Source organism: Enterovibrio nigricans DSM 22720 (assembly GCF_900167155.1).
Lineage (GTDB): Bacteria > Pseudomonadota > Gammaproteobacteria > Enterobacterales > Vibrionaceae > Enterovibrio > Enterovibrio nigricans.
Genome location: NZ_FUXU01000075.1, coordinates 1 through 18,634, shown reverse-complemented (window position 1 = coordinate 18,634; position 18,634 = coordinate 1). Strand labels below are relative to the sequence as shown.

The following is an 18,634-nucleotide window of genomic DNA, read 5'->3' as shown; positions in this document are numbered from 1 at the left end:
CTTACAGGACTGGGTATGCCTGAAACTCAGTATATTGCTTAAGAACCGAACAACTTTAGGCTGCCATGTCTTCCAACCGAATTAAGCAACAAAGCCCAGATAAAGCTATCGCGTTTCTTCAATCTATCGGCTATCCCGCGCAGTATTTAGAAAGTATTCATCATGCCATTATGGCGCACAGCTTCAGTGCGAATATCACGCCTGAAACCGTGGAAGCGAAGATCGTTCAAGATGCGGACCGTTTAGATGCATTAGGTGCTGTCGGTGTTGCGCGGTGTATATTGGTCAGTGCAAGCTTAGGGCGCCAGTTGTATTCACTGGACGATCCATTTTGTGAAGAGAGAGTGCCCGACGATCACGCCTATACGCTGGATCATTTCTACACCAAGCTACTCGGCTTGCCTTCAACAATGCAAACTTCTGCGGCAAAGCGCGAGGGAGAGAAGCGAGTGGTTTTCATGAAAATGTTTATCGAACAATTGAATCACGAAATCTAGAATTTTTCACGGGGGCTAACAGGAGTAAGGATGTCCGAGACGCAGTTGGTATTAGCGACAAAAGATGATGCAGCTTTATTGCAAGACGCCGCACTTGCTGCGTTTCAGGAAGACTTCAATTTGTACGGCGGCTTTCCGCCAAACATTGAGTCACTGGACTGGTTCGAAGCACAAATTGAGAACAAGCAGTTCTACAAAATCCTCTATAAAGACACCTTTGCGGGTGGGTTTTGTATTGAAGATACCGATGACGGTGGGATGGACATTCGCTACATCTACATTGCGGAAGGCTTTCAGAATAAAGGGGTAGGGCAGTCAGTCATGGCTCAAGCAGAGACACTGCGGAATGACATCACGCGTATTTACTTGCTGACACCCTATAAAGCCTACCGAAACCATTATTTTTACGAAAAGCTAGGATACCAAAAATTGGGCGAGTTCCACCCCGATCCGGACGATGAATTTAGGGTGTTTGAATACCAGAAATGTTTACGTGAATGAGACACTCCCTTCTTTTTTCTTTCCATACGAAAAAAGCGTTCTTGATTTTTAATTCCTTCTGATAGTGTGATGTAACCAAGCCAAATGGGAACTTGGGTTGTCCATGACGACAGCCCGTTTTTAGTCGCTTGGAGTCTATGTTGTTGCACGAAGGAAGTGTTATGTCTGTTGAAGGGGCGATTACGTTTTTTATCGCCATATTTATTTTCGTTATTACGCCGGGGCCTGGCATTTTCGCTATCCTAGCACGAGCCATGGTAACAGGTTGGCGAGACTGTATTGTTATCATGTCAGGCATGGTTTTGAGTGACCTCGTTTATCTTACCCTTGCTTGTTTTGGTTTGGCGACAATTGCCGAAAACTATTCAGAACTGTTTACCATTATTCGCTATGTGGGTGCGGCATACTTAATTTTTCTTGGCTACAAGATGTTTAAGGCATTACCGCAGTTGGCTGAACTGAAAGAGAAACCGGCCAAAAAGTCGAAAGGGTACATTAGCGATTTTATGCAGGGTTTTTTAATCTCAGCATCCAACCCTAAGGTCATTCTTTTTTACATCGCGTTTTTACCGACCTTTATGGATTTGACGATTTTAAGCATGAGCGACGTTGTACTGGCGAATGTGCTTGCTGGCATCGCACTGATGACGGGCGGTATGTTGATCGCGGTTTGTGCTGATCGGGCGGCAAAGCTATTGAAAACAGAAAAAGCCATCAAGCGTATGAATCGCAGTGCGGGCTCTATCATGATTGGCGCGGGAGCCTATTTAGCGATCAGCCGTTAATACGTATGAAAAGCCGCAAAATGCGGCTTTTTGTATTGATTAAGCAATGTTTAATTGCGGGATGTCTCGGGTGATGAATTCTTGTGAAATCATAGAAACGAGCGACGGCGTTACCAGCGGGTGTTTATGCGTTGCAGCCACAATGACAATGTCGATGGCAGGCAATGGTGGTAAATCACCATTCTCAATAATCTGAAGATCTTCCGGTAAACTACTTCGTGCCATGGCGGATATTGCCATCCCTTTTCTCACGAGCGCTTTAAGTGTGGATGCACTTGTTGTGAACGTCAGCAAATCAACCTCGATTCCCAATTTCCCCAGCCCGTCTAATGCCGTTGTATGGAATTTACAATTCTTATCAAACAAGGCGAGAGGGAGAGGGCGGCGATAGAGAATGCTGGTATCGTCACCACAAACCCATACCCCTTTGTCATGTTTTAGCAACCAGCCTTCCTCTGAATCTGGAGCACGAGTGACGACGGCTAAATCCAGCTCTCCACTGTCTAATCGTTGGCGCAAGCGAACGCTCGACGCGCAAAGTACATCAAACGTTATGGGTCTATTTAATCGCGCCCTCACGCTTTCCAACAAATCGGGTAGCAGCGCTTCAGCATAATCATCAGGGCAACCAATGCGAATAGGGCGGGTTGTGTCTTCCCGTTTAAATGCGTCAAGTGCTTCATCGTGAGAAGCGATGAGCCTGCGTGCATGGCTGACAAGCCTTTGGCCAGATAGGCTGAGACTGAGTGGTCGTTTTTCTCTGTCGAAAAGAGGGCTATCTAGCTCTTCTTCCAACCTCTTAATCTGCATGCTGATGGCTGATTGCGTGCGATGGATTTGGGCGGCCGCACGGGTAAAACTCCCAGTATCCACAATGGCTAAAAAGCTTCGAAGGGACTCTATATCCATGCACTATTTCCTTGTATCAGCAATTCGAATACTAGGTATCAAAACTATGCGTTAGAAACCCATTGAAGGGTTAAGCATACTGTTTTCAAACGGACAAATGCAAAAGGATATTCTGATGAAACTGATTATTGCGAACAAAAATTATTCGACTTGGTCACTGCGCGGCTGGTTGGTTCTTCGAGCATTCGACGTTGATTTTGACGAAGTAGAAATGCCACTTTTCATCCCAGAATTTTATGATGAAATTGCCAAATATTCCGGTGCAGCCAAAGTGCCTGTTTTGGTCGATAGTGATGTCGCGGTTTGGGACTCGTTGGCTATTTGTGAATATGTAAATGATGCCTATCTGGCGGGGAAAGGTTGGCCTGATAATGTTGTAGACAGAGCGAAAGCACGGGCAATTTCTGCGGAAATGCACTCAGGCTTCACTGCTTTGCGAAATGAAATGCCCATGAATATCCGTGCACGTCGAAAAGTGTCTCCTTCTCAAGACTGTTTGAACGATATTGCTCGAATTGACGAAATGTGGGCAAATCAAATGAAAGAATTTGGCGCTAAAGGCGGTTGGTTATTTGGAGACTACTCGATAGCTGACGTGATGTACGCGCCGCTGGTACTTCGTTTTATAACCTACGGAGTGACACTGTCGGCAGAGGCGCAGCGTTATGCTGGCCATGCGCTGAAAAGCGCGGCATTGCAACAGTGGGTTGAAGAGTCTAAAAAAGACACCAGCATTGTGTCGGAAGACGAAGCGGGTGTTGAAGTGGCATAAGCGTTCCCTCGTTGCCTGCCACTTAAAATAACTTCTTTCCTTAACCTTCCTTCTACGGGCGAAAGCCCGTTTTTTTTGTCCACATTTTGAACGTATCGGTGCTTTCTTTGATGTAGCCCATCTCTTTGTTACTGAACTTGGGTTTAAGGTGGTTGCTCATCTTGCAGAAAAGAAGTCGTACACCGATGACAACAATCAATCAAGAAAGACTCGTAGAGCATTTTATCGAACTGGTTAAAATTGACAGTGAATCTGGCAATGAAAAAGCCATGGCCGAAACCGTGGCAGAGCAACTGGGCAACATGGGCTTTGAAGTCAGCAAGCTGCCTGTTCCTGAGCATATTTCTAACGGTTTTAATGTTTACGGCAAATTGAAAGGTGAGCTTGAAGGTAGCATCCTGTTCAGCAGCCACATGGATACGGTTACCCCAGGTAATGGTATTGAGCCGATTATCGAAGATGGCATTATCCGTTCTAAAGGTGACACCATTTTGGGTGGCGATGACAAATCTGGCATCGTTGCTGTTATGGAAGCGGTTCGTGTCATTCAAGAAAGTGGCGTTGCACATAAAACGATTGAAGTTGCGTTCACTGTGTACGAAGAGCTTGGGCTAGAAGGCGCTAAGCATTTCGATATGACCAAAATTGAATCTCAGCAAGCGATTGTACTAGATTCAGGCGGCCCTATCGGCACCATCATTACTACAGCGCCGGGTCAACAAAGCCTGAAAGTTACCATCAAAGGTAAACCAGCGCACGCAGGTCTGGCTCCGGAAACGGGTATCAATGCGTTGACCGTTGCTTCTGACGCTATCAGCGTAATGAACTTGAGCCGTATTGATGAAGAAACCACAGCGAACATTGGTGTTGTTCGTGGTGGTCAGGCGACAAACATCGTCATGCCAGAGCTGTACATCGAAGCAGAAGCACGCTCGTTGGATGACAACAAATTGGCAGCACAAGTTGAACACATGGTTTCAACCTTTGAAGCGGCGGCAGAAAAACACGGTGCGGGCATCGAAATCGTGTCTACTCGTTCTTACAATGCCTACAAACTGGCAGAGGATGATGCGCTCGTTGCATCGATCAAAGCCGCGTTTGAATCTATAGGTATCGAGCCAGTAACCAAGCCAACTGGCGGTGGTTCCGATGCGAATATCTTCAACGAGAAAGGCCTGAAAACCGTTAACCTTTCTACGGGTATGTCAAAAGTGCATACAACCGAAGAATTTATCGCGATTGCAGACATGGTTGCTGTCAGCGATTTCATTCGTGCATACGTAACACGATAATCAAGACCTTATTGTGTAATCAAAGCCGCTCATATGAGCGGCTTTGTTGTTTATGCAGTGTCTATCCCCAATGCTTATACAAACCCAAGTGCTTTTACAAACCAAAGTGCTTACGAAACCCAAGGTAAATAGATGTGTTGGTATGCAATGCCGATTGCAACGTACACCAGCAGTAAAGACATCAACACAGTAAAAGCGCGTAAATAAATCGGCTTCTCGATTTGTTTGCCGACTAACGCCCCTACGATGGAGTAGGAGGCGGGTGCGCCAAACGCCAGTACGGTTAATACACCAATCCAAAATAAACTGGAAAACCCTGAAATGCCTGCTGCGGGAAACTGAATCGTCACAATTGGTAAGGTAGCAATATAGCCTTTGGGGTTGAGTAACTGCAGAATTAAACCATCGATGTATGTCAGGTGGGCGGTATCCGCATCATCTGTTTTGAAAGACACATCTGAGCGAAACAATTTTAATGCGATATATAAAATGTATGTACAGCCGACAACACTGACATAAGGCAGTGTGGATGCCGTAATTAGCGATCCGCCCAACAAGCTCATGACGACGAATAATATGAACATTGCGGAGGAAACACCCGCGAAGTAACCCAAATTTTGACGCGTTTTACGTTGTACGCCGCCGTGTAACCCTAACAAATTGACAGGGCCGGGCGAGTACATAATGCCAATGGCATATGCCCATAGTTCTAACATGGTGATGCATCCTGTTTATGGAGTGACGAAGAGGTCTTGTTAAGTGGTTTGCAATTGGTATTGCTTTGGTGTCATGCCGTAAACGCGTTTGAAGCGTCGATTGAAATGGCTGGTGTCTGCGAACCCATATCGTTGCGCGACATCGCTAGAAGGCATTCCGCATTCTAGTGCTTTGCGAGCGTTGTTGATGCGGCAATTAAGGATGTACTGGTGAGGTGTAATCCCAAATTGCGCTCGGAATTGGCGAATAAAATGAAACTTGGACATATTTGCGGCATCAGCAATATCGTCAATGCCTATGTCTTCGTTCAGGTTGCTTTGCACAAAGTCTTTAGCGCGCAGGAGTAGGGCATCTTTGCGGTTTGACGGCGGCAGTTGGTTCAGTTTGCCCGTTCGCGCAACCAAGGCATGAGCAAGCTGAAACAATGCTGCTTCCTGCTCAATTCGGCGAGACTGCGGATTCTTCAGAGTGTGAGTAAGGACAAGGGCTTGGTTGCGAAGTGCCTTGTCATCGATTAAGCACCCTTCCACTCTGAACTGACGTGGCGAGTTAATGCCAAGCGCAAGAAACTGAGATTCAAGACTGCTCGGGTGAAGATACAGCATAAGGTATTCGAGGTTTTCATCCCCGCCTGAGCTTCCATCATGCACATCTTCGGGGTTGAACAGCAGCACGCCCCCCGCGGGACTTTTGTGGAAAGCTCCCTGGCAGAAGAAGTCTTGGCGGCCTTGCAACGTCACGCCAATGGAAAACTCTTCGTGGGCGTGCTTATCATACGTAAAATCGCTCATATTCGCGTCAAGCACCGACACCCCGTCTAGGTGCTGGCTGTTGATGAATTGAAAATGATTTTCCGTGCTCACTGTGATTCCCTTATTTGGTGCTGTTGACTATTAAACAGAACTATAGGGTGTGAAAGCGAATAAAACTTGAACAAAATTGCTCAATGTTGGTATCAACAATGAATTCCAGTTTATCAATGTTCGGGAATCGACATTTGGCGGATGTGCTGTCGTAGCTCTTTGGCGTTAATTTCGGTGAGGATTAAGCTGACAAACATATAAGTCCCTAGTGCGAATTCAATGCCTGCCCACGTGAAACTCGCGTTCCCTAATGAAATGAACGAAAGCACAAGAAATATCATGGCGGTGGAAACTTGAAGCCATTGAGGGTATGAAATGTTGAGCGTGTCGTTGGAGAGGTCTTTCGCGATAGTGACAGGCAAGGTCACGTTGCCGAAAGTTACGCGAACCTTGCCATTTTTCATCACGGCGTTGAAACCATTTTTACTGAGGGCTTTTTGAAGAGAGAGGAGTTCCACTAAAAGCCACCGAAAGATTCGGAGTGGCCATAGGTTGCACCACAGCGATCGCATTGGTGATAAGCGCTGCCAAGCATTAAATCCATAGAGTTGGAAAGAATAATGGTGGCTCGCTGGAAAATGGAGCTGTCAGGCTGTGCTTTGCGCGGTTCTAGCTCGACACGTGTATGTGTCGTCATGGTACCGCACTTTTCACAAAATAGTTTGTTGTTTAGTTCTGTCATATCGCCTACCTTAGTCCCGTGAACAGAATCCTGTGCTACAGCAGGCATTGGCCTTAATGCTTTGTACTGTAAGGATGTGATTAGCCTACGGATTGAAGGTGACATCTCTATAGTATGGGGCTTGTTATGCGACTCGCATCACGCTTTATTGGCCGCATTGGTGGAAAATCAACCAGCAGCGAGCATCTCTCTAAACACCACAACACGGTTACGACCGTCGTGTTTCGCTTTATAAAGCGCCTTATCTGCTTCGTCAAAAAACAAGGATTTCTCACGGGTTGTTGCTGTTGAAACATAGGATAAACCGATGCTTACGGTGACGATGGCGAGTTCGCTGTCTGCATGAGGAATATTTAATTGCTCCACACTGCCTCGCAATCGGTCTGCCAAGAGTTGAAGGGATTTGGGTGTGGTATTAGGGATGATCACGGCAAATTCTTCTCCACCAATACGCGCGAGTGTATCGGAGGATCGCAGTAAGCTGTCAGATAACGCTTTGCAAATGTTTTGAAGGCAATAATCACCTAAGGTGTGTCCATAACGATCGTTGTACTTTTTGAAGTTATCAACATCGATCAACATAAGCCCTAACCCAGTCCCTTCACGTTGATTGCGTCGCCATTCATTGTCGTACTCGGTATCAAACATGCGTCGATTCGCAATACCTGTGAGTGGGTCAAGGTTTGCCATTCGAAGCAGGTTTTCTTCCCTGTCCCTATATTCTTTGTTCACGGCTTCTAAAAGGTGATTGTAGGCAATAGAGATGGCAGCGTTTTCTGAACTTTGGTCAAACGAAAATGTGCGATCAAAGTTTTTTTGTTCTCTCATGTCATCGACTTGTTGCATCAACTCTATCAGCTCATCTTTTAACCCCCGTTCTCCATAGTTCAGACCAATCGTTTCTGTTTGAGGGGACACCCTGAGTGGGTAAAATCGGTTGATCAGGGAGAGGGCGACATACCCGACGCCAAACGCCCATGCTCCGCAGGCAATGATCCCAATGAATTGGGTCATCAGTTGTTCACTACGGGTTGATCCATCAAACGCTGATAAAGGCCCGACGATGGCGACGGCAAGCGTGCCCCATATCCCACCACCAAGATGTACCGGAACGGCATCAACAACATCGTCCAATTGTTTGTAAATTAATAAGTGAGAAATGAGTACGCTAACGATACCACCAACGAATCCGACGAAGGCTGCCATGTGAGGCGATAAGATATTTACGCCGGCGGTAATTGATACTAAGCCAGCCAGCAAACCGTTTAAGCAATAACGGATCCCACGCATGGAATGCAGGTGCCATGAAAATATAAGAGCAGCGACGCCACCGAAGCAGGCGGCGAGGGCAGTATTGGCAAACACAAGAGGCAGTTTTTCATTGGGTGTGATCAAACTTCCGCCATTAAAGCCAAACCAGCCGAAAAACAGTAAGAAAGTCCCTAACGCCGATAGCGGAAGGTTTTGGCCGAAGATATCTTGTACTTTACCTGCATCATTAAAACGGCCTAAACGTGGACCGATAATAATAATGCCAGCGAGCGCCAACCAACCGCCAACGGAATGTACGGCGGTTCCGCCAGCAAAGTCAATGAATCCTATACCTCTTAACCAACCCAGCTCATTGGTTGGAAAATGTAAGCCGTTCCATATCCAATGGCCGGATATAGGGAAAATCACAGAGGCTATCAGTAAAGAACAGATTAAGTAGCCAGATAAGCGCATTCTTTCAGCAACGGCCCCCGCGATGATGGTGGTTGCGGTGCCACAGAACATCATTTGAAACAGAAAAAAGGCGAGCAGTAGGTGCTCACCATTTACCTCAAATAAGAAGTTATCAAAACCGATTAAGCCATCAACGGACGTGCCATACATCAAGCCGAAACCGACGACCCAAAAACTGACGCAAGCCACACAAAAATCTGCCACGTTTTTTAACGCGACATTGATGTTATTTTTGCTTCGAACTAAACCGCTTTCATAGCAAGTAAAACCGGGCTGCATTAATAAGACCAAAGCGGTGCATAACATCAACCAGACAATGTCTAAAAGCTCACCCTGAATTTGAACTGATTCCATCTTTTCCCGGTAATTGAACGAACACAAAATGTTGAGGCTTGAAAATACGCGTGAGTGTACGTATGCCATGCCATGCATATTCGAAATCTAAGTATTGTTCAATTATCGTAAGTTTGTGAATTTGTGTGTGAAAAAGTGATTTATCGAACAAAACGCGTTCAGGGGGGAGGGTAGTGTGGTGAACGTGGGTCCAATAGATACCGTGGAAATTATGTTCCCCCCCCCTGATTTCTATTGCATCAGAGGGGGAAGGGAGAGACTTAAAAATTGTTGATCAATATTTTGTTTTCTTCCATCATGGTTGATAGCACGTCAGTGCCTGATGATGACGGTGCACCCACTAACGCGGCAAGATCAGCCACGGAGGTATCACTAAATACAATTTGTTGATCAATCACGTCGCCGTCAGATGCGATGGAAAGGACGGCTTCGTTGTCATCGTTGTTTTCGAGAGAGACAAGGTAATCACCAATATTTTCTTCTTCAACGCCACCAAGTACATCGGTGAAATCTAGGATGTCCAGGCTAGGTGAGTAATCAACAATAGTATCGATGGTTTCGGTGCCACCATCCGTTTGTAGGAAGACAAAAGTATCGGACCCTTCCCCTCCTTTTAGAGTGTCGGAACCTGCACCACCCACGATAAGATCATTACCCAACCCTCCATCTATGTAATCATTTCCTGAGAAGCCTCTGATCTCATTGTCATCGGCATCCCCCACAAGGCGGTTATTTCCCTCCGTGCCGAGAATTTCATATTCATCAGCCAGATCGTGCAGGTCATCGTCAGCGGTTTCTCCCGCTTTAATGTCAAAAACCGCGTTTGCAGAATCACCCAAGTCGTTTTCTAACGTGAGGTCAAAGTGTTCAAGCTCTTCATTAACGAGTGCCTCTGAGGTGAGGTGGTACGCGTATTCCCCTTCTGAGTGCCTGGTATCATCCCGACCGAATATGGTGAGTTCGCCATGCTCGGTTTGAATGACGACGGTTGAGTCGGAAACGTTATAGTTAACACCATCAACCGTGATGGTTTTAAGGTGCCAGCTTCCAACCGTGTTTTCTTCGCCAAGTAAATTACCTGTAGCGAGGAAACTGCCTTCCGACTGAGAAACAACAGCGTGCTCTTCAAAGTTAAGTTCACCACCATTAGCAAGCAATGTGTCGAACGCTTCTGCTGTCACGAAATCGAAGTTGTCATCAGTTAAATCCGCAGGGTCAATGCCAACGAGGGTTAATGTATGACTACCCACAGTGATGACAGCATTGTCATCGATGGTGGTGATTGCCAGTGCCGCCAGAGACAGCGCACCCAATGAACTCGGAATTGCTATCTTGTCGTCTCGGGTACTAAAATCGATGACTGTATCATTGCCTTTGCCATCGTAGGCGACCGTGTTGTTGCCGCTACCTAGATCAATCGTGTTATTGCCTTCACCACCGTAAACAACATCGCTTCCGCTGCTTCCGGAAAGAATATCATCACCTTTGCCGCCTAAAAGGACGTCATCACCGCTGCCGCCATTAAGCGTATCGTTTCCTTCACCACCAAAGAGCGTATCGTTGTCATTGGCACCGAAGAGTGTGTCATTGCCTTTTCCACCGAAAACGATGTCATCGCCTTCGCTTCCTGAAAGGGTGTCATTACCTTGGCCGCCTTTGACGATGTCGTTACCTAGACCGCCATATGCGATATCGTCACCAAGGCCACCGGAAATCGTGTCATTGCCTTCTGCACCATAGAGTTGATCCGCACCACGACCGCCAATCAGGGTATCGTTACCTTCGCCGCCTTGGAGTTCATCGTCGCCCTTGCCGCCATTGAGAAGGTCATTGCCAACGTCTCCATGGAGTTCATCATTTCCTAAGCCGCCGTTTAAAACATCGTTACCTTCACCGCCGTCGAGGTCATCGTCGCCTCTTCCGCCAAACAAGGTGTCGTTGCCTGCGTCACCTTCGAGGTCATCATTGCCTTTATCGCCTCTTAGTACGTCGCTTCCATCGCCGCCTTTTAAGGTGTCGTTACCCAATCCGCCATTTATCGTGTCATTACCAGCATCGCCTTTTAGGTAATCACTGCCACGTCCGCCGAAAATAATGTCATCATCAGCGCCCCCAAATATACGGTCAGCGCCTTTATTGCCGTGTAGGATATCGTCGCCAGAATCCCCGTAAATGTTGTCTGCACCCAAGCCGCCTTTCGCGACGTCATTCCCTTCACCGCCTTGTAACTCATCATTCCCTTTGCCGCCGAGAAGGGTATCGTTGCCTGCATCACCATGGAGTTCATCATTTCCCAGACCACCATTGAGGACATCATTCCCTTCACCGCCGTCAAGGTCATCGTCACCTCGGCCACCGAACAGGGTATCGTTGCCCACATCACCTTCGAGGTCGTCGTTACCTTTGCCACCTTTCAATATGTCATTGCCGTCACCGCCTTTGAGGGTATCGTCTCCGAGTCCACCATTGACTGTGTCGTTGCCGGCGTCACCTTTCAGATAATCACTACCACGCCCACCAAAAATAATATCGTCGTCTGATCCACCAAAGATGCGATCTGCGCCTTTATTGCCATGTAGGGTATCGTTGCCAGAGCCTCCGTAAATCGTATCCGCGCCATTTCCGCCTTTCGCGATGTCATTGCCGGACCCGCCTTGGAGTTCATCTTTCCCCAACCCGCCTAGCAGTGTGTCATCACCGCTGTCACCTTTGAGATAGTCGTTACCACGCCCACCTTTGAGATAGTCGTTACCACGCCCACCTTTGAGTGTGTCGTTATCATCTCCACCATAAAGGTTATCTGAGCCTTTGCCACCGAGTAGCGTATCGTCGCCTTCGGCACCATAGAGCGCATCTTTACCCAGTCCACCGTTTAGGATGTCATCACCCAAACCGCCTTGTAGCTCATCGTGGCCTCTTCCACCAAAGAGGTGGTCATCGCCGGCATCGCCGTGCAATTCATCACGGCCACGCCCACCTTTGAGAATGTCGTTGCCTGTGCCGCCGTTAATATCATCGTTTCCGCGATTCCCGTGAAGTTCATCATCTCCTGACTCACCGTAGAGAGTGTCTGCACCTTGGCCGTCATAAATGACATCGGCATTGCCCGTGAATTTGTAAACAGTGCCGTCGATTTCAACATCTTCATACACTTCAGTGAGTGAAACGTTGTCGATGAGCGCGCCAATGCTGTCAGATTGGCCTTCAGCGCTGAAAGTAACGACAATGTTCTCGGTGCCTTCAGGCACAATCAAATAACCTTGGAAGGACTCAAAATGCGTATTAGGTTGTGTGTTGTCGTAAAACTGTGAGAAGAGCACAATGCCATCTTGGTCCGTTATCTCGACCGAAAACTGGCTGGTTTCGGTGTTACCGCCTTTATATCGGTTGGCATATTCGAAATCGAGTGACAGAGCTGCGTACGAGTTGCCTGTGATGGAGGATACGTCAATCGTTTGTTGTACGGTGGCATTGGAGGTTGAGTCTAATTCCATCACAGTGTTTGAGATATCGTTTGCAGGGCCGCCACCGAATCCACCTTGCTGAAATTCGATGCGAACGTCGTCTGGTGTGCTCCAAGCTTCCACTTGCTCGTCTTGGAACAGGCCCCATTTTCTGCCAGCATTGTCGCCCCACGCTTCAAAATCACCATTGACTGCAAAATCGTTGCTCTGTGTTTGGTTACTGCCTGTATCGCCAAACAGAGTGTCATTGCCTTGGCCGCCATATAGGGTGTCATCACCTAAATCGCCGTAAGCGCGATCTTGCCCTTTGCCCGCTCTGATCGTGTCATCACCGTCAGAACCTTGGATGTGATCATTGCCTTGGTAGCCGTAAATGATTTCATCAGGTGTGTCACCATCTAGGTTATCTTCTGTGCGGGTGCCGTGAATAACGACAGGTTCAGGCGTGTCGTCAACACTGGCGGAGAGGGAAGCAAAGCCAGGACCTGGATCGCCAACGTCAGCAAGCGGGTCATTGTCTTGATTGTCGTCGTTGTTTGCAAAAGTTCGTTGGGAAGAAGAGAAGCTGTTGTTTGCAAGGAAATCGAATTGGTCGCGGGTGAGGTCTAAATCGGGATTGAGCGCGACAATACGTTCAAACAAGGCTTCAAGAATGCTTTGTCTTGAATCATCGCTACTGTCGTCGTTAAACCCAGTAAATAATGGAGCCGTACCACTTTGCAGTTCTTCACCTGCCGCGGTTTCGGCATCTTCGAGTTCCAGTGGGTCATCACCGTTTTCGATGGCCGCAATGATGTTTGCGATATCATCGGGTAACTCGAGTGCTTCAGCACCACCTTCATCGACAAAGAAAACATCGCCATTGAGAACGAGGGAATCATCTTGCGTTTGAATAATTGCTATGTCGCCAAAGTTTGAAGCAAGCAATTGCCCCGGAGCGACGACTGAGCCACTTTCTACGGGTACCACACCCCCGTCCGGAGATACTGAAACTGCTTTACCTTCGATTTGAGTAACTATAAGCGTGTTTTCCATCCCTACCACCTATGTCGATTTACCTATCGAATTAAAACCACCACACAAGTAAAACGTAGCCATAAGGAACAAGTGATTCAAATATAAGTTTATTGTCTCATTTATGAGGTGAGTGTAAGAAGAAGGATGGATTGCGTCTTTTGTTTAAAAAACAATCGGTAATGTGTTCGGTCATTAGAATGACCAAATTTACCTTATGTGTAGCGGTAAATTGACGACAGTAAGCGCATTTCTCTGTGATAGGAAAAGCAGACAATAACACCGCTTTACTAGACATTGCCGGAAAGTGTTGGATGTTATCTTTGTCGCAAGAATCTTTCATTGCCATCAGTGTCAATGGTAATTGTGCTCAAATGAATACACTAAAAATGGAACAAGGTGATGAAAATGGATCCAGTACGGGAAAACCTGAAAGATAGAACGGGCTGTCTAGGGGCGCTGGAGCGATTTTCATTTGAAGCCGCTTCACTGAAAGGCAATCTGGCGAATGAAGACTGCAATCGGCATCTGATCGTTTACCTTCCCAAGTCCTATTGTGAATCGCCAGAAAGAGATTACCCCATTGTATATGTACTGCACGGCATGGATGGAACGCCTGAAAGCTGGTTTAGCCTGATACCGACGGATCCGAGCCTCGATAGGATCATGGATACCTTAGTGCAAAATGGTGACGTAGAAGAAATGATTCTGGTTGCCGTTGACGGCAGTACATCTCTTCTCGGGAGCTGGTATTTAAATTCACCTGTATCCGGCAATTTTTTCGACCTTTTGACTCAAGAAACGATCGACATCGTCGAAAGCAAATACCGCGTAAAAGCGGGTAGTCGCGCGATATTTGGTCATTCGATGGGTGGCTTTGGTGCGCTGTATGCAGCCATGTATCGTCCTGACTTGTATCAAGCATGCGCAGCATTGAGCCCCGCTGGCATGATGATGCGACAACATGCCTACCAGCAGCATGCAGATTTTTTTCAGCAAGAGGTCGACAAAATGACGCGTGGTGAAGAATGCGAATGGTTTGTCTACGCTTACCTTTCGATTCTTCGGGCTATTGTTCCTGACGAGAACAATCCGCCGTCTTACATCACCCAAAACATGGACAGAGCGATGGAGGCACTTGAGCGTTTCCACCTTTCTGCGATTGCAGAAGAAAGGGCGCCAATTCTTAAAACTCAGCCCAAATATGCGGAAATCGGCGATTCAGTCGTCGGAGATGTCCACTCTTTGCCCATCTACTCAGAAATTGGCACCAATGAGGGAGAGTCTGTCGGCGATCCCATTTTAGAAAGCTTCCAGATGATGATCGCAAAATTTGAGGAGCTTGATCTTCCGATAAAGCACCATGTGTTTGAAGGTGGGCATATTGATAAAGTGTCCGACCAAATCGAGCGCGGCCTGCGGTTTATTAGTGATGAGTTTCAAAAGTGACGTGAGGCGGGATTTCCCCGCCTTTTTAGCATAGTGCACAGCCTTATAGCATTGTATTCAGTGAAACTTGTTGTGTTAATCCACCCGAGATGACTTCGACGAAAACCAAATGCTCGCCATTGCCAATATTCCTGATGCCACCATCAACAGCAATGAAACGGCGTTGATCACAGGCGTGGAGCCTTCTCGCAAACGATCAAACATAGCTATGGTAAGTGGCGCATCAGACCCGACCAGCATTAAGGTCGTGTTGAAGTTTTCGAAGGACATGAGAAACGCGATGATGCCAGCACCGATGAGTGCGGGGCGTAAAAAAGGTAGCGTGATGGTAAAGACGGCCTCCAGTTTTGTCGCTCCCAAGTTAAGGGCGGCTTCTTCTAAGCTCAAATCAAATTTACGCAATCTTGCCGCTATCACCAAGGTACAAATCGTGGTGATAAACGCAAACTGACCGAGTATCACCAATACCAAACCGGGTCGCATCCATTCAATATCCCAGCCGATACTGTCTTCGATCCCGTTGGCGATAGTGCTGCTCATTAGCAGAATCGATACACCCAAAATAATACCGGGGATAACCAGCGGTAGCAGCAAAAGGACATAGCAAAAACCTTTAAATCGGAATTCAAAACGTTCAAATAAAAAGGCGTTGGTTGTGGCGAGAATCAGAGAACATATCGTCACGGCGAGCGCGACAATAATGCTAACGCCGATACCGTCAGTTAGCTCCCGGTCATTAAATACGCCAATCTCAGGCTCGCTGTTGCCGATAAACCACGAATAGGTAAACCCATTCCAAGGTAAGGAAGGGAAGAGGCTGTCGTTGAACGCGAAAACGGCAACCACGACGAGCGGCAACATCAAAAAGACAAAGAAGAGCGCAATGTAACCCTGATAAATACGCGATAGTGAGCGGTTAGTGGGTAGTGATGGAATCATGCATCACCCCATTGTTTTAACGAAAGACTGACGGGTCAGTTTGAGGCCACCCCAAACCATCAGTGAAGAGAGGGTCAGTAGTAAGATGCCGAACGCGGATCCTTGCTCCCAGTTAAAATGCGTAATGAACTGCGTGAATATCTGCTCGGTGAACCAAAGGCTGTCTTTTCCTCCGAGTAACGTGGGTCTCAGATAGTTGCCCAAGGTGAGCATGAATACCACAATACAACCCGCAACAATGCCGCTCATCGCGTGGGGTATCACAACCTCGCGCAGCACGTCCCAACTGCTGCCGCCCAAATCATAAGCTGCTTCAATCAGGCTATTGTCGAGGCTATCGAGCGTGGTGATCAGAGGAATAACCATGAACAGCATCGAGGTGTACACAAGACCTAGCATGATGGTTGCGTCGTTGTAGAGCAGCTCAACGGGCTGATCGGCCAGCCCAACATATTGAAGAAAACCACTGACCAATCCCGATTCGCGTAACAAGATCATCCAACCGTAAGAACGTACCAGCTCACTTACCCAAAATGGCAGCAAGCAGGCGACAAAAAGCACACTCTTGGTTTTCCCCTGACACACTTTAGCGATGTAAAACGAGACGGGAAAAGCGATAAGCAGGGTCAGCGCTGTGGCGAGCAAGGACATAACAGCGGTGCGGGCAAAGGTGCGCCAATACAGCGGCTCAGTAAAGAAGGTCGCGTAATTGTCGATGCTCAGCACCTTGGCACCGCCAACCATTCGATCATGAATGGAGATATTGAACATCTGCACATGCGGCAAAATGATCAGCAGTGTCAGCCAAAGTAAAAAGGGGGTGAGCAGCAGGTACAGCGCGAGACGGTTACCACGTTCTATCATATGCGTCTCCTATCGCTCAGCGAGCATACAGCGAGAAACTGCCGATTGCCAGTGAACGAAAAGCGGGTCCCCAGCACGAATACCTCGAAAGTTCTCTGTCTGCGGCAACTGAACCGAAAAGGTGCTCTGAAGCTGTGGGCTCTCTGCCACCAACTGGCTTCGCGAACCATCAAAAAGAATTTCCTTCACCACCACATCAAACCCGTTTTCTGCGTGAGTGGGCTTCTCGTTTGGCAGAGAAATGGCAATGGCTTCAGGGCGGACGAAGACTTCGACGTTATCGCCAATCTTCATGTTTTGGCTGGTGGTTGCCATCAGCTTCTCGCCCTGTGCGCCGCTGATAGTGGCTACCTGGCCATTGATATCCAGCACTGTTCCATTGCGGTGATTATTTTCACCGACAAATTTCGCCACGAAGGCGGTATTCGGGGGCGTAATAAAGATCTTGTGGGGTGCCGAGTTGTTCGAAGCGACCGTGGTTCATCACCGCGACCTGATCGGACATCACAAGAGCTTCTGACTGGTCATGTGTGATGTAAACGAAGGTGGTTCCAAACTCTTGCTGAAGGTGTTTCAGTTCTACTTTCATCTGTTCACGGAGCTTTAAATCCAATGCGCCAAGCGGTTCGTCGAGCAACAGAACATCCGGATTAAGCACCAAGCAACGGGCTATGGCGATACGTTGTTTTTGTCCGCCCGACAATTGGGATATTTGTTTGCTACCGCTACCAGACAACCCCACTCTCGCGAGTACCTCATCTACCTTCCTGCCGATGTCATGTTTAGGTGTTTTTCTCCTGCGAAGACCATAACCAATGTTTTCTGCGACTGACATGGTGGGGAAAAGGGCTAAGTGCTGAAAAACCATGTTTACTGGGCGACGGTTCGGAGCAATGTCATTGACTCGGTCACCCTTGATAATGATGTCCCCGGAGGAGGGTTGCTCAAACCCTGCCAGCATTCTAAGCAATGTTGTTTTCCCGCAACCTGACGGGCCTAGTATTGAGAAAAAACTGCCTTTGGGCACGGTGACGTTAACATCATTGACCGCAATAAAGTCGCCAAAGGTTTTGTTCAGTGACCGACATTCAAGGTCGGGTATCGCACTGTCTGACATAGATACAACGCCTGTGAAAAACTATCGTTTGAAGAGGGTTCACGGCCTGTGTGAAACAGGCCGTGGTGGTTATATCAGCTTGGCTAGTTCGCCGCTTTCACCCGATCAAGAACCAGACCTTCCATTTCCTCAAGTCCGGCAGGAACGGTTGGATACCATTTGATGTTGTCGATATCAGCTTGAGGGAAGCTTGCTTGGAACTGCGCTTTCGCCGTGTCATTAACGTAGTTGTCAGCGCCTTTTGATGCAGTAAAGTTACCCGCAGACTCCGTGATTTTGGCTGCAATCTCTGGCTGGTTAACGAAGTTTATCCACTGGTAAGCAGCATCAACGGCTTTAGATTTACGTGGAATCGCGAAGGTATCAATCCAGCCTAATGCTGGCTTTGTTGCTTAATTCGGTTGGAAGACATGGCAGCCTAAAGTTGTTCGGTTCTTAAGCAATATACTGAGTTTCAGGCATACCCAGTCCTGTAAGCTTGTTCAGCGCTTTGATCATAGCGTAAGTCTCGCCAACCTGAGCATTGTAATTTCTTAGGCTTAATTTCCCACCTAGCAGCTGTTTTACTCGGTACATTGCTGTCTCTGATAGTGAGCGCTTGTGATAGCCATACCGCTTTTTCCACTTCTTGTTGGAGCCGTAGAGCTTTTGACAACCTACTGCTAAATTGCGAGGGTGTCCTTGTTCCCA

Annotated in this window: 16 protein-coding genes and 2 pseudogenes; 6 read left to right on the top strand and 12 right to left on the bottom strand. The window is 47.6% G+C overall.

Going from position 1 to position 18,634, the window contains the following annotated elements; all coding sequences use genetic code 11:
• Positions 1–98: 98 nt before the first annotated feature.
• The 3 genes and pseudogenes from B5D35_RS18805 to B5D35_RS18795 all read left to right on the top strand — a co-directional run.
• A pseudogene (locus B5D35_RS18805) lies at positions 99–497 on the top strand (HD domain-containing protein); the annotation flags it as partial.
• Positions 498–527: 30 nt separating this feature from the next.
• Complete coding sequence (locus B5D35_RS18800; RefSeq protein ID WP_078754053.1) at positions 528–998, top strand: GNAT family N-acetyltransferase; 471 nt, start codon at positions 528–530, stop codon at positions 996–998.
• 161 nt (positions 999–1,159) lie between these two features.
• Positions 1,160–1,783, top strand: a complete 624-nt coding sequence (locus tag B5D35_RS18795) for a LysE family translocator (RefSeq protein WP_078754052.1) — start codon at positions 1,160–1,162, stop codon at positions 1,781–1,783.
• 39 nt (positions 1,784–1,822) lie between these two features.
• On the opposite strand, the gene B5D35_RS18790 is transcribed toward B5D35_RS18795, so the two are convergent.
• Complete coding sequence (locus tag B5D35_RS18790) at positions 1,823–2,692, bottom strand: LysR family transcriptional regulator (protein WP_078754051.1); 870 nt, start codon at positions 2,690–2,692, stop codon at positions 1,823–1,825.
• A gap of 115 nt (positions 2,693–2,807) precedes the next feature.
• On the opposite strand from B5D35_RS18790, the gene B5D35_RS18785 reads away from it, so the two are divergent.
• Both B5D35_RS18785 and B5D35_RS18780 read left to right on the top strand, forming a co-directional pair.
• The gene (locus tag B5D35_RS18785) at positions 2,808–3,464 is read left to right on the top strand and encodes a glutathione S-transferase family protein (RefSeq protein WP_078754050.1); all 657 of its coding nucleotides are present in this window, start codon (positions 2,808–2,810) and stop codon (positions 3,462–3,464) included.
• Positions 3,465–3,649: 185 nt separating this feature from the next.
• Positions 3,650–4,756 carry a M20/M25/M40 family metallo-hydrolase gene (locus B5D35_RS18780; protein ID WP_078754049.1) on the top strand — a complete coding sequence of 369 codons (1,107 nt, stop codon included), beginning with the start codon at positions 3,650–3,652 and terminating at the stop codon, positions 4,754–4,756.
• A 110-nt stretch (positions 4,757–4,866) separates the two neighbouring features.
• Here B5D35_RS18780 and B5D35_RS18775 read toward each other — a convergent pair whose 3' ends face one another.
• The 6 genes from B5D35_RS18775 to B5D35_RS18750 all read right to left on the bottom strand — a co-directional run bounded on the left by B5D35_RS18775 (position 4,867) and on the right by B5D35_RS18750 (position 13,596).
• Positions 4,867–5,472 carry a LysE family translocator gene (locus tag B5D35_RS18775; protein WP_078754048.1) on the bottom strand — a complete coding sequence of 202 codons (606 nt, stop codon included), beginning with the start codon at positions 5,470–5,472 and terminating at the stop codon, positions 4,867–4,869.
• A gap of 39 nt (positions 5,473–5,511) precedes the next feature.
• Positions 5,512–6,336, bottom strand: a complete 825-nt coding sequence (locus B5D35_RS18770) for an AraC family transcriptional regulator (RefSeq protein ID WP_078754047.1) — start codon at positions 6,334–6,336, stop codon at positions 5,512–5,514.
• 113 nt (positions 6,337–6,449) lie between these two features.
• Entirely contained in the window at positions 6,450–6,794 is a 345-nt protein-coding gene (locus B5D35_RS18765; RefSeq protein ID WP_078754046.1) for a hypothetical protein, read from the bottom strand.
• Positions 6,794–7,018 (bottom strand): hypothetical protein, encoded by a 225-nt coding sequence (locus B5D35_RS18760; RefSeq protein WP_078754045.1) that lies wholly within the window; start codon positions 7,016–7,018, stop codon positions 6,794–6,796. The genes B5D35_RS18765 and B5D35_RS18760 overlap by 1 nt, the downstream gene beginning before the upstream one ends.
• Positions 7,019–7,186: 168 nt before the next feature.
• Positions 7,187–9,097, bottom strand: a complete 1,911-nt coding sequence (gene amt, locus B5D35_RS18755; RefSeq protein ID WP_078754044.1) for an ammonium transporter — start codon at positions 9,095–9,097, stop codon at positions 7,187–7,189.
• A gap of 260 nt (positions 9,098–9,357) precedes the next feature.
• Entirely contained in the window at positions 9,358–13,596 is a 4,239-nt protein-coding gene (locus B5D35_RS18750; RefSeq protein ID WP_078754043.1) for a calcium-binding protein, read from the bottom strand.
• A 387-nt stretch (positions 13,597–13,983) separates the two neighbouring features.
• Between B5D35_RS18750 and B5D35_RS18745 the strand changes: the two genes are divergently transcribed.
• Positions 13,984–15,024, top strand: a complete 1,041-nt coding sequence (locus B5D35_RS18745) for an alpha/beta hydrolase (RefSeq protein ID WP_139367807.1) — start codon at positions 13,984–13,986, stop codon at positions 15,022–15,024.
• Between the two features lie 75 nt (positions 15,025–15,099).
• Here B5D35_RS18745 and B5D35_RS18740 read toward each other — a convergent pair whose 3' ends face one another.
• From B5D35_RS18740 to B5D35_RS18720, 5 genes and pseudogenes are all read right to left on the bottom strand, one after another.
• On the bottom strand, positions 15,100–15,963 hold the full coding sequence (locus tag B5D35_RS18740; protein ID WP_078754041.1) for an ABC transporter permease: 864 nt from the start codon (positions 15,961–15,963) through the stop codon (positions 15,100–15,102).
• Positions 15,964–15,966: 3 nt separating this feature from the next.
• On the bottom strand, positions 15,967–16,827 hold the full coding sequence (locus B5D35_RS18735; protein WP_078754040.1) for an ABC transporter permease: 861 nt from the start codon (positions 16,825–16,827) through the stop codon (positions 15,967–15,969).
• A 9-nt stretch (positions 16,828–16,836) separates the two neighbouring features.
• A complete protein-coding gene (locus B5D35_RS25005) occupies positions 16,837–17,241 on the bottom strand; it encodes a TOBE domain-containing protein (RefSeq protein ID WP_244556664.1) in 405 nt (134 codons plus the stop codon).
• Positions 17,222–17,944 carry an ABC transporter ATP-binding protein gene (locus tag B5D35_RS18730; RefSeq protein ID WP_244556663.1) on the bottom strand — a complete coding sequence of 241 codons (723 nt, stop codon included), beginning with the start codon at positions 17,942–17,944 and terminating at the stop codon, positions 17,222–17,224. Before B5D35_RS18730 ends, B5D35_RS25005 begins: the two co-directional genes overlap by 20 nt.
• 435 nt (positions 17,945–18,379) lie before the next feature.
• Positions 18,380–18,634: pseudogene (locus B5D35_RS18720) on the bottom strand (IS5/IS1182 family transposase); the annotation flags it as partial.

Excerpts from the sequence above, each read along its gene's own strand:
- B5D35_RS18775 (WP_078754048.1), bottom strand. The coding sequence starts at position 5,472 with ATGTTAGAACTATGGGCATATGCCATTGGCATTATGTACTCGCCCGGC.
- amt (WP_078754044.1), bottom strand. The coding sequence starts at position 9,097 with ATGGAATCAGTTCAAATTCAGGGTGAGCTTTTAGACATTGTCTGGTTG.
- B5D35_RS18750 (WP_078754043.1), bottom strand. The coding sequence starts at position 13,596 with ATGGAAAACACGCTTATAGTTACTCAAATCGAAGGTAAAGCAGTTTCA.
- B5D35_RS18780 (WP_078754049.1), top strand. The coding sequence starts at position 3,650 with ATGACAACAATCAATCAAGAAAGACTCGTAGAGCATTTTATCGAACTG.
- B5D35_RS18735 (WP_078754040.1), bottom strand. The coding sequence starts at position 16,827 with ATGATAGAACGTGGTAACCGTCTCGCGCTGTACCTGCTGCTCACCCCC.
- B5D35_RS18730 (WP_244556663.1), bottom strand. The coding sequence starts at position 17,944 with ATGTCAGACAGTGCGATACCCGACCTTGAATGTCGGTCACTGAACAAA.
- B5D35_RS18745 (WP_139367807.1), top strand. The coding sequence starts at position 13,984 with ATGGATCCAGTACGGGAAAACCTGAAAGATAGAACGGGCTGTCTAGGG.
- B5D35_RS18760 (WP_078754045.1), bottom strand. The coding sequence starts at position 7,018 with ATGACAGAACTAAACAACAAACTATTTTGTGAAAAGTGCGGTACCATG.
- B5D35_RS18795 (WP_078754052.1), top strand. The coding sequence starts at position 1,160 with ATGTCTGTTGAAGGGGCGATTACGTTTTTTATCGCCATATTTATTTTC.
- B5D35_RS18785 (WP_078754050.1), top strand. The coding sequence starts at position 2,808 with ATGAAACTGATTATTGCGAACAAAAATTATTCGACTTGGTCACTGCGC.
- B5D35_RS18790 (WP_078754051.1), bottom strand. The coding sequence starts at position 2,692 with ATGGATATAGAGTCCCTTCGAAGCTTTTTAGCCATTGTGGATACTGGG.
- B5D35_RS18800 (WP_078754053.1), top strand. The coding sequence starts at position 528 with ATGTCCGAGACGCAGTTGGTATTAGCGACAAAAGATGATGCAGCTTTA.
- B5D35_RS18740 (WP_078754041.1), bottom strand. The coding sequence starts at position 15,963 with ATGATTCCATCACTACCCACTAACCGCTCACTATCGCGTATTTATCAG.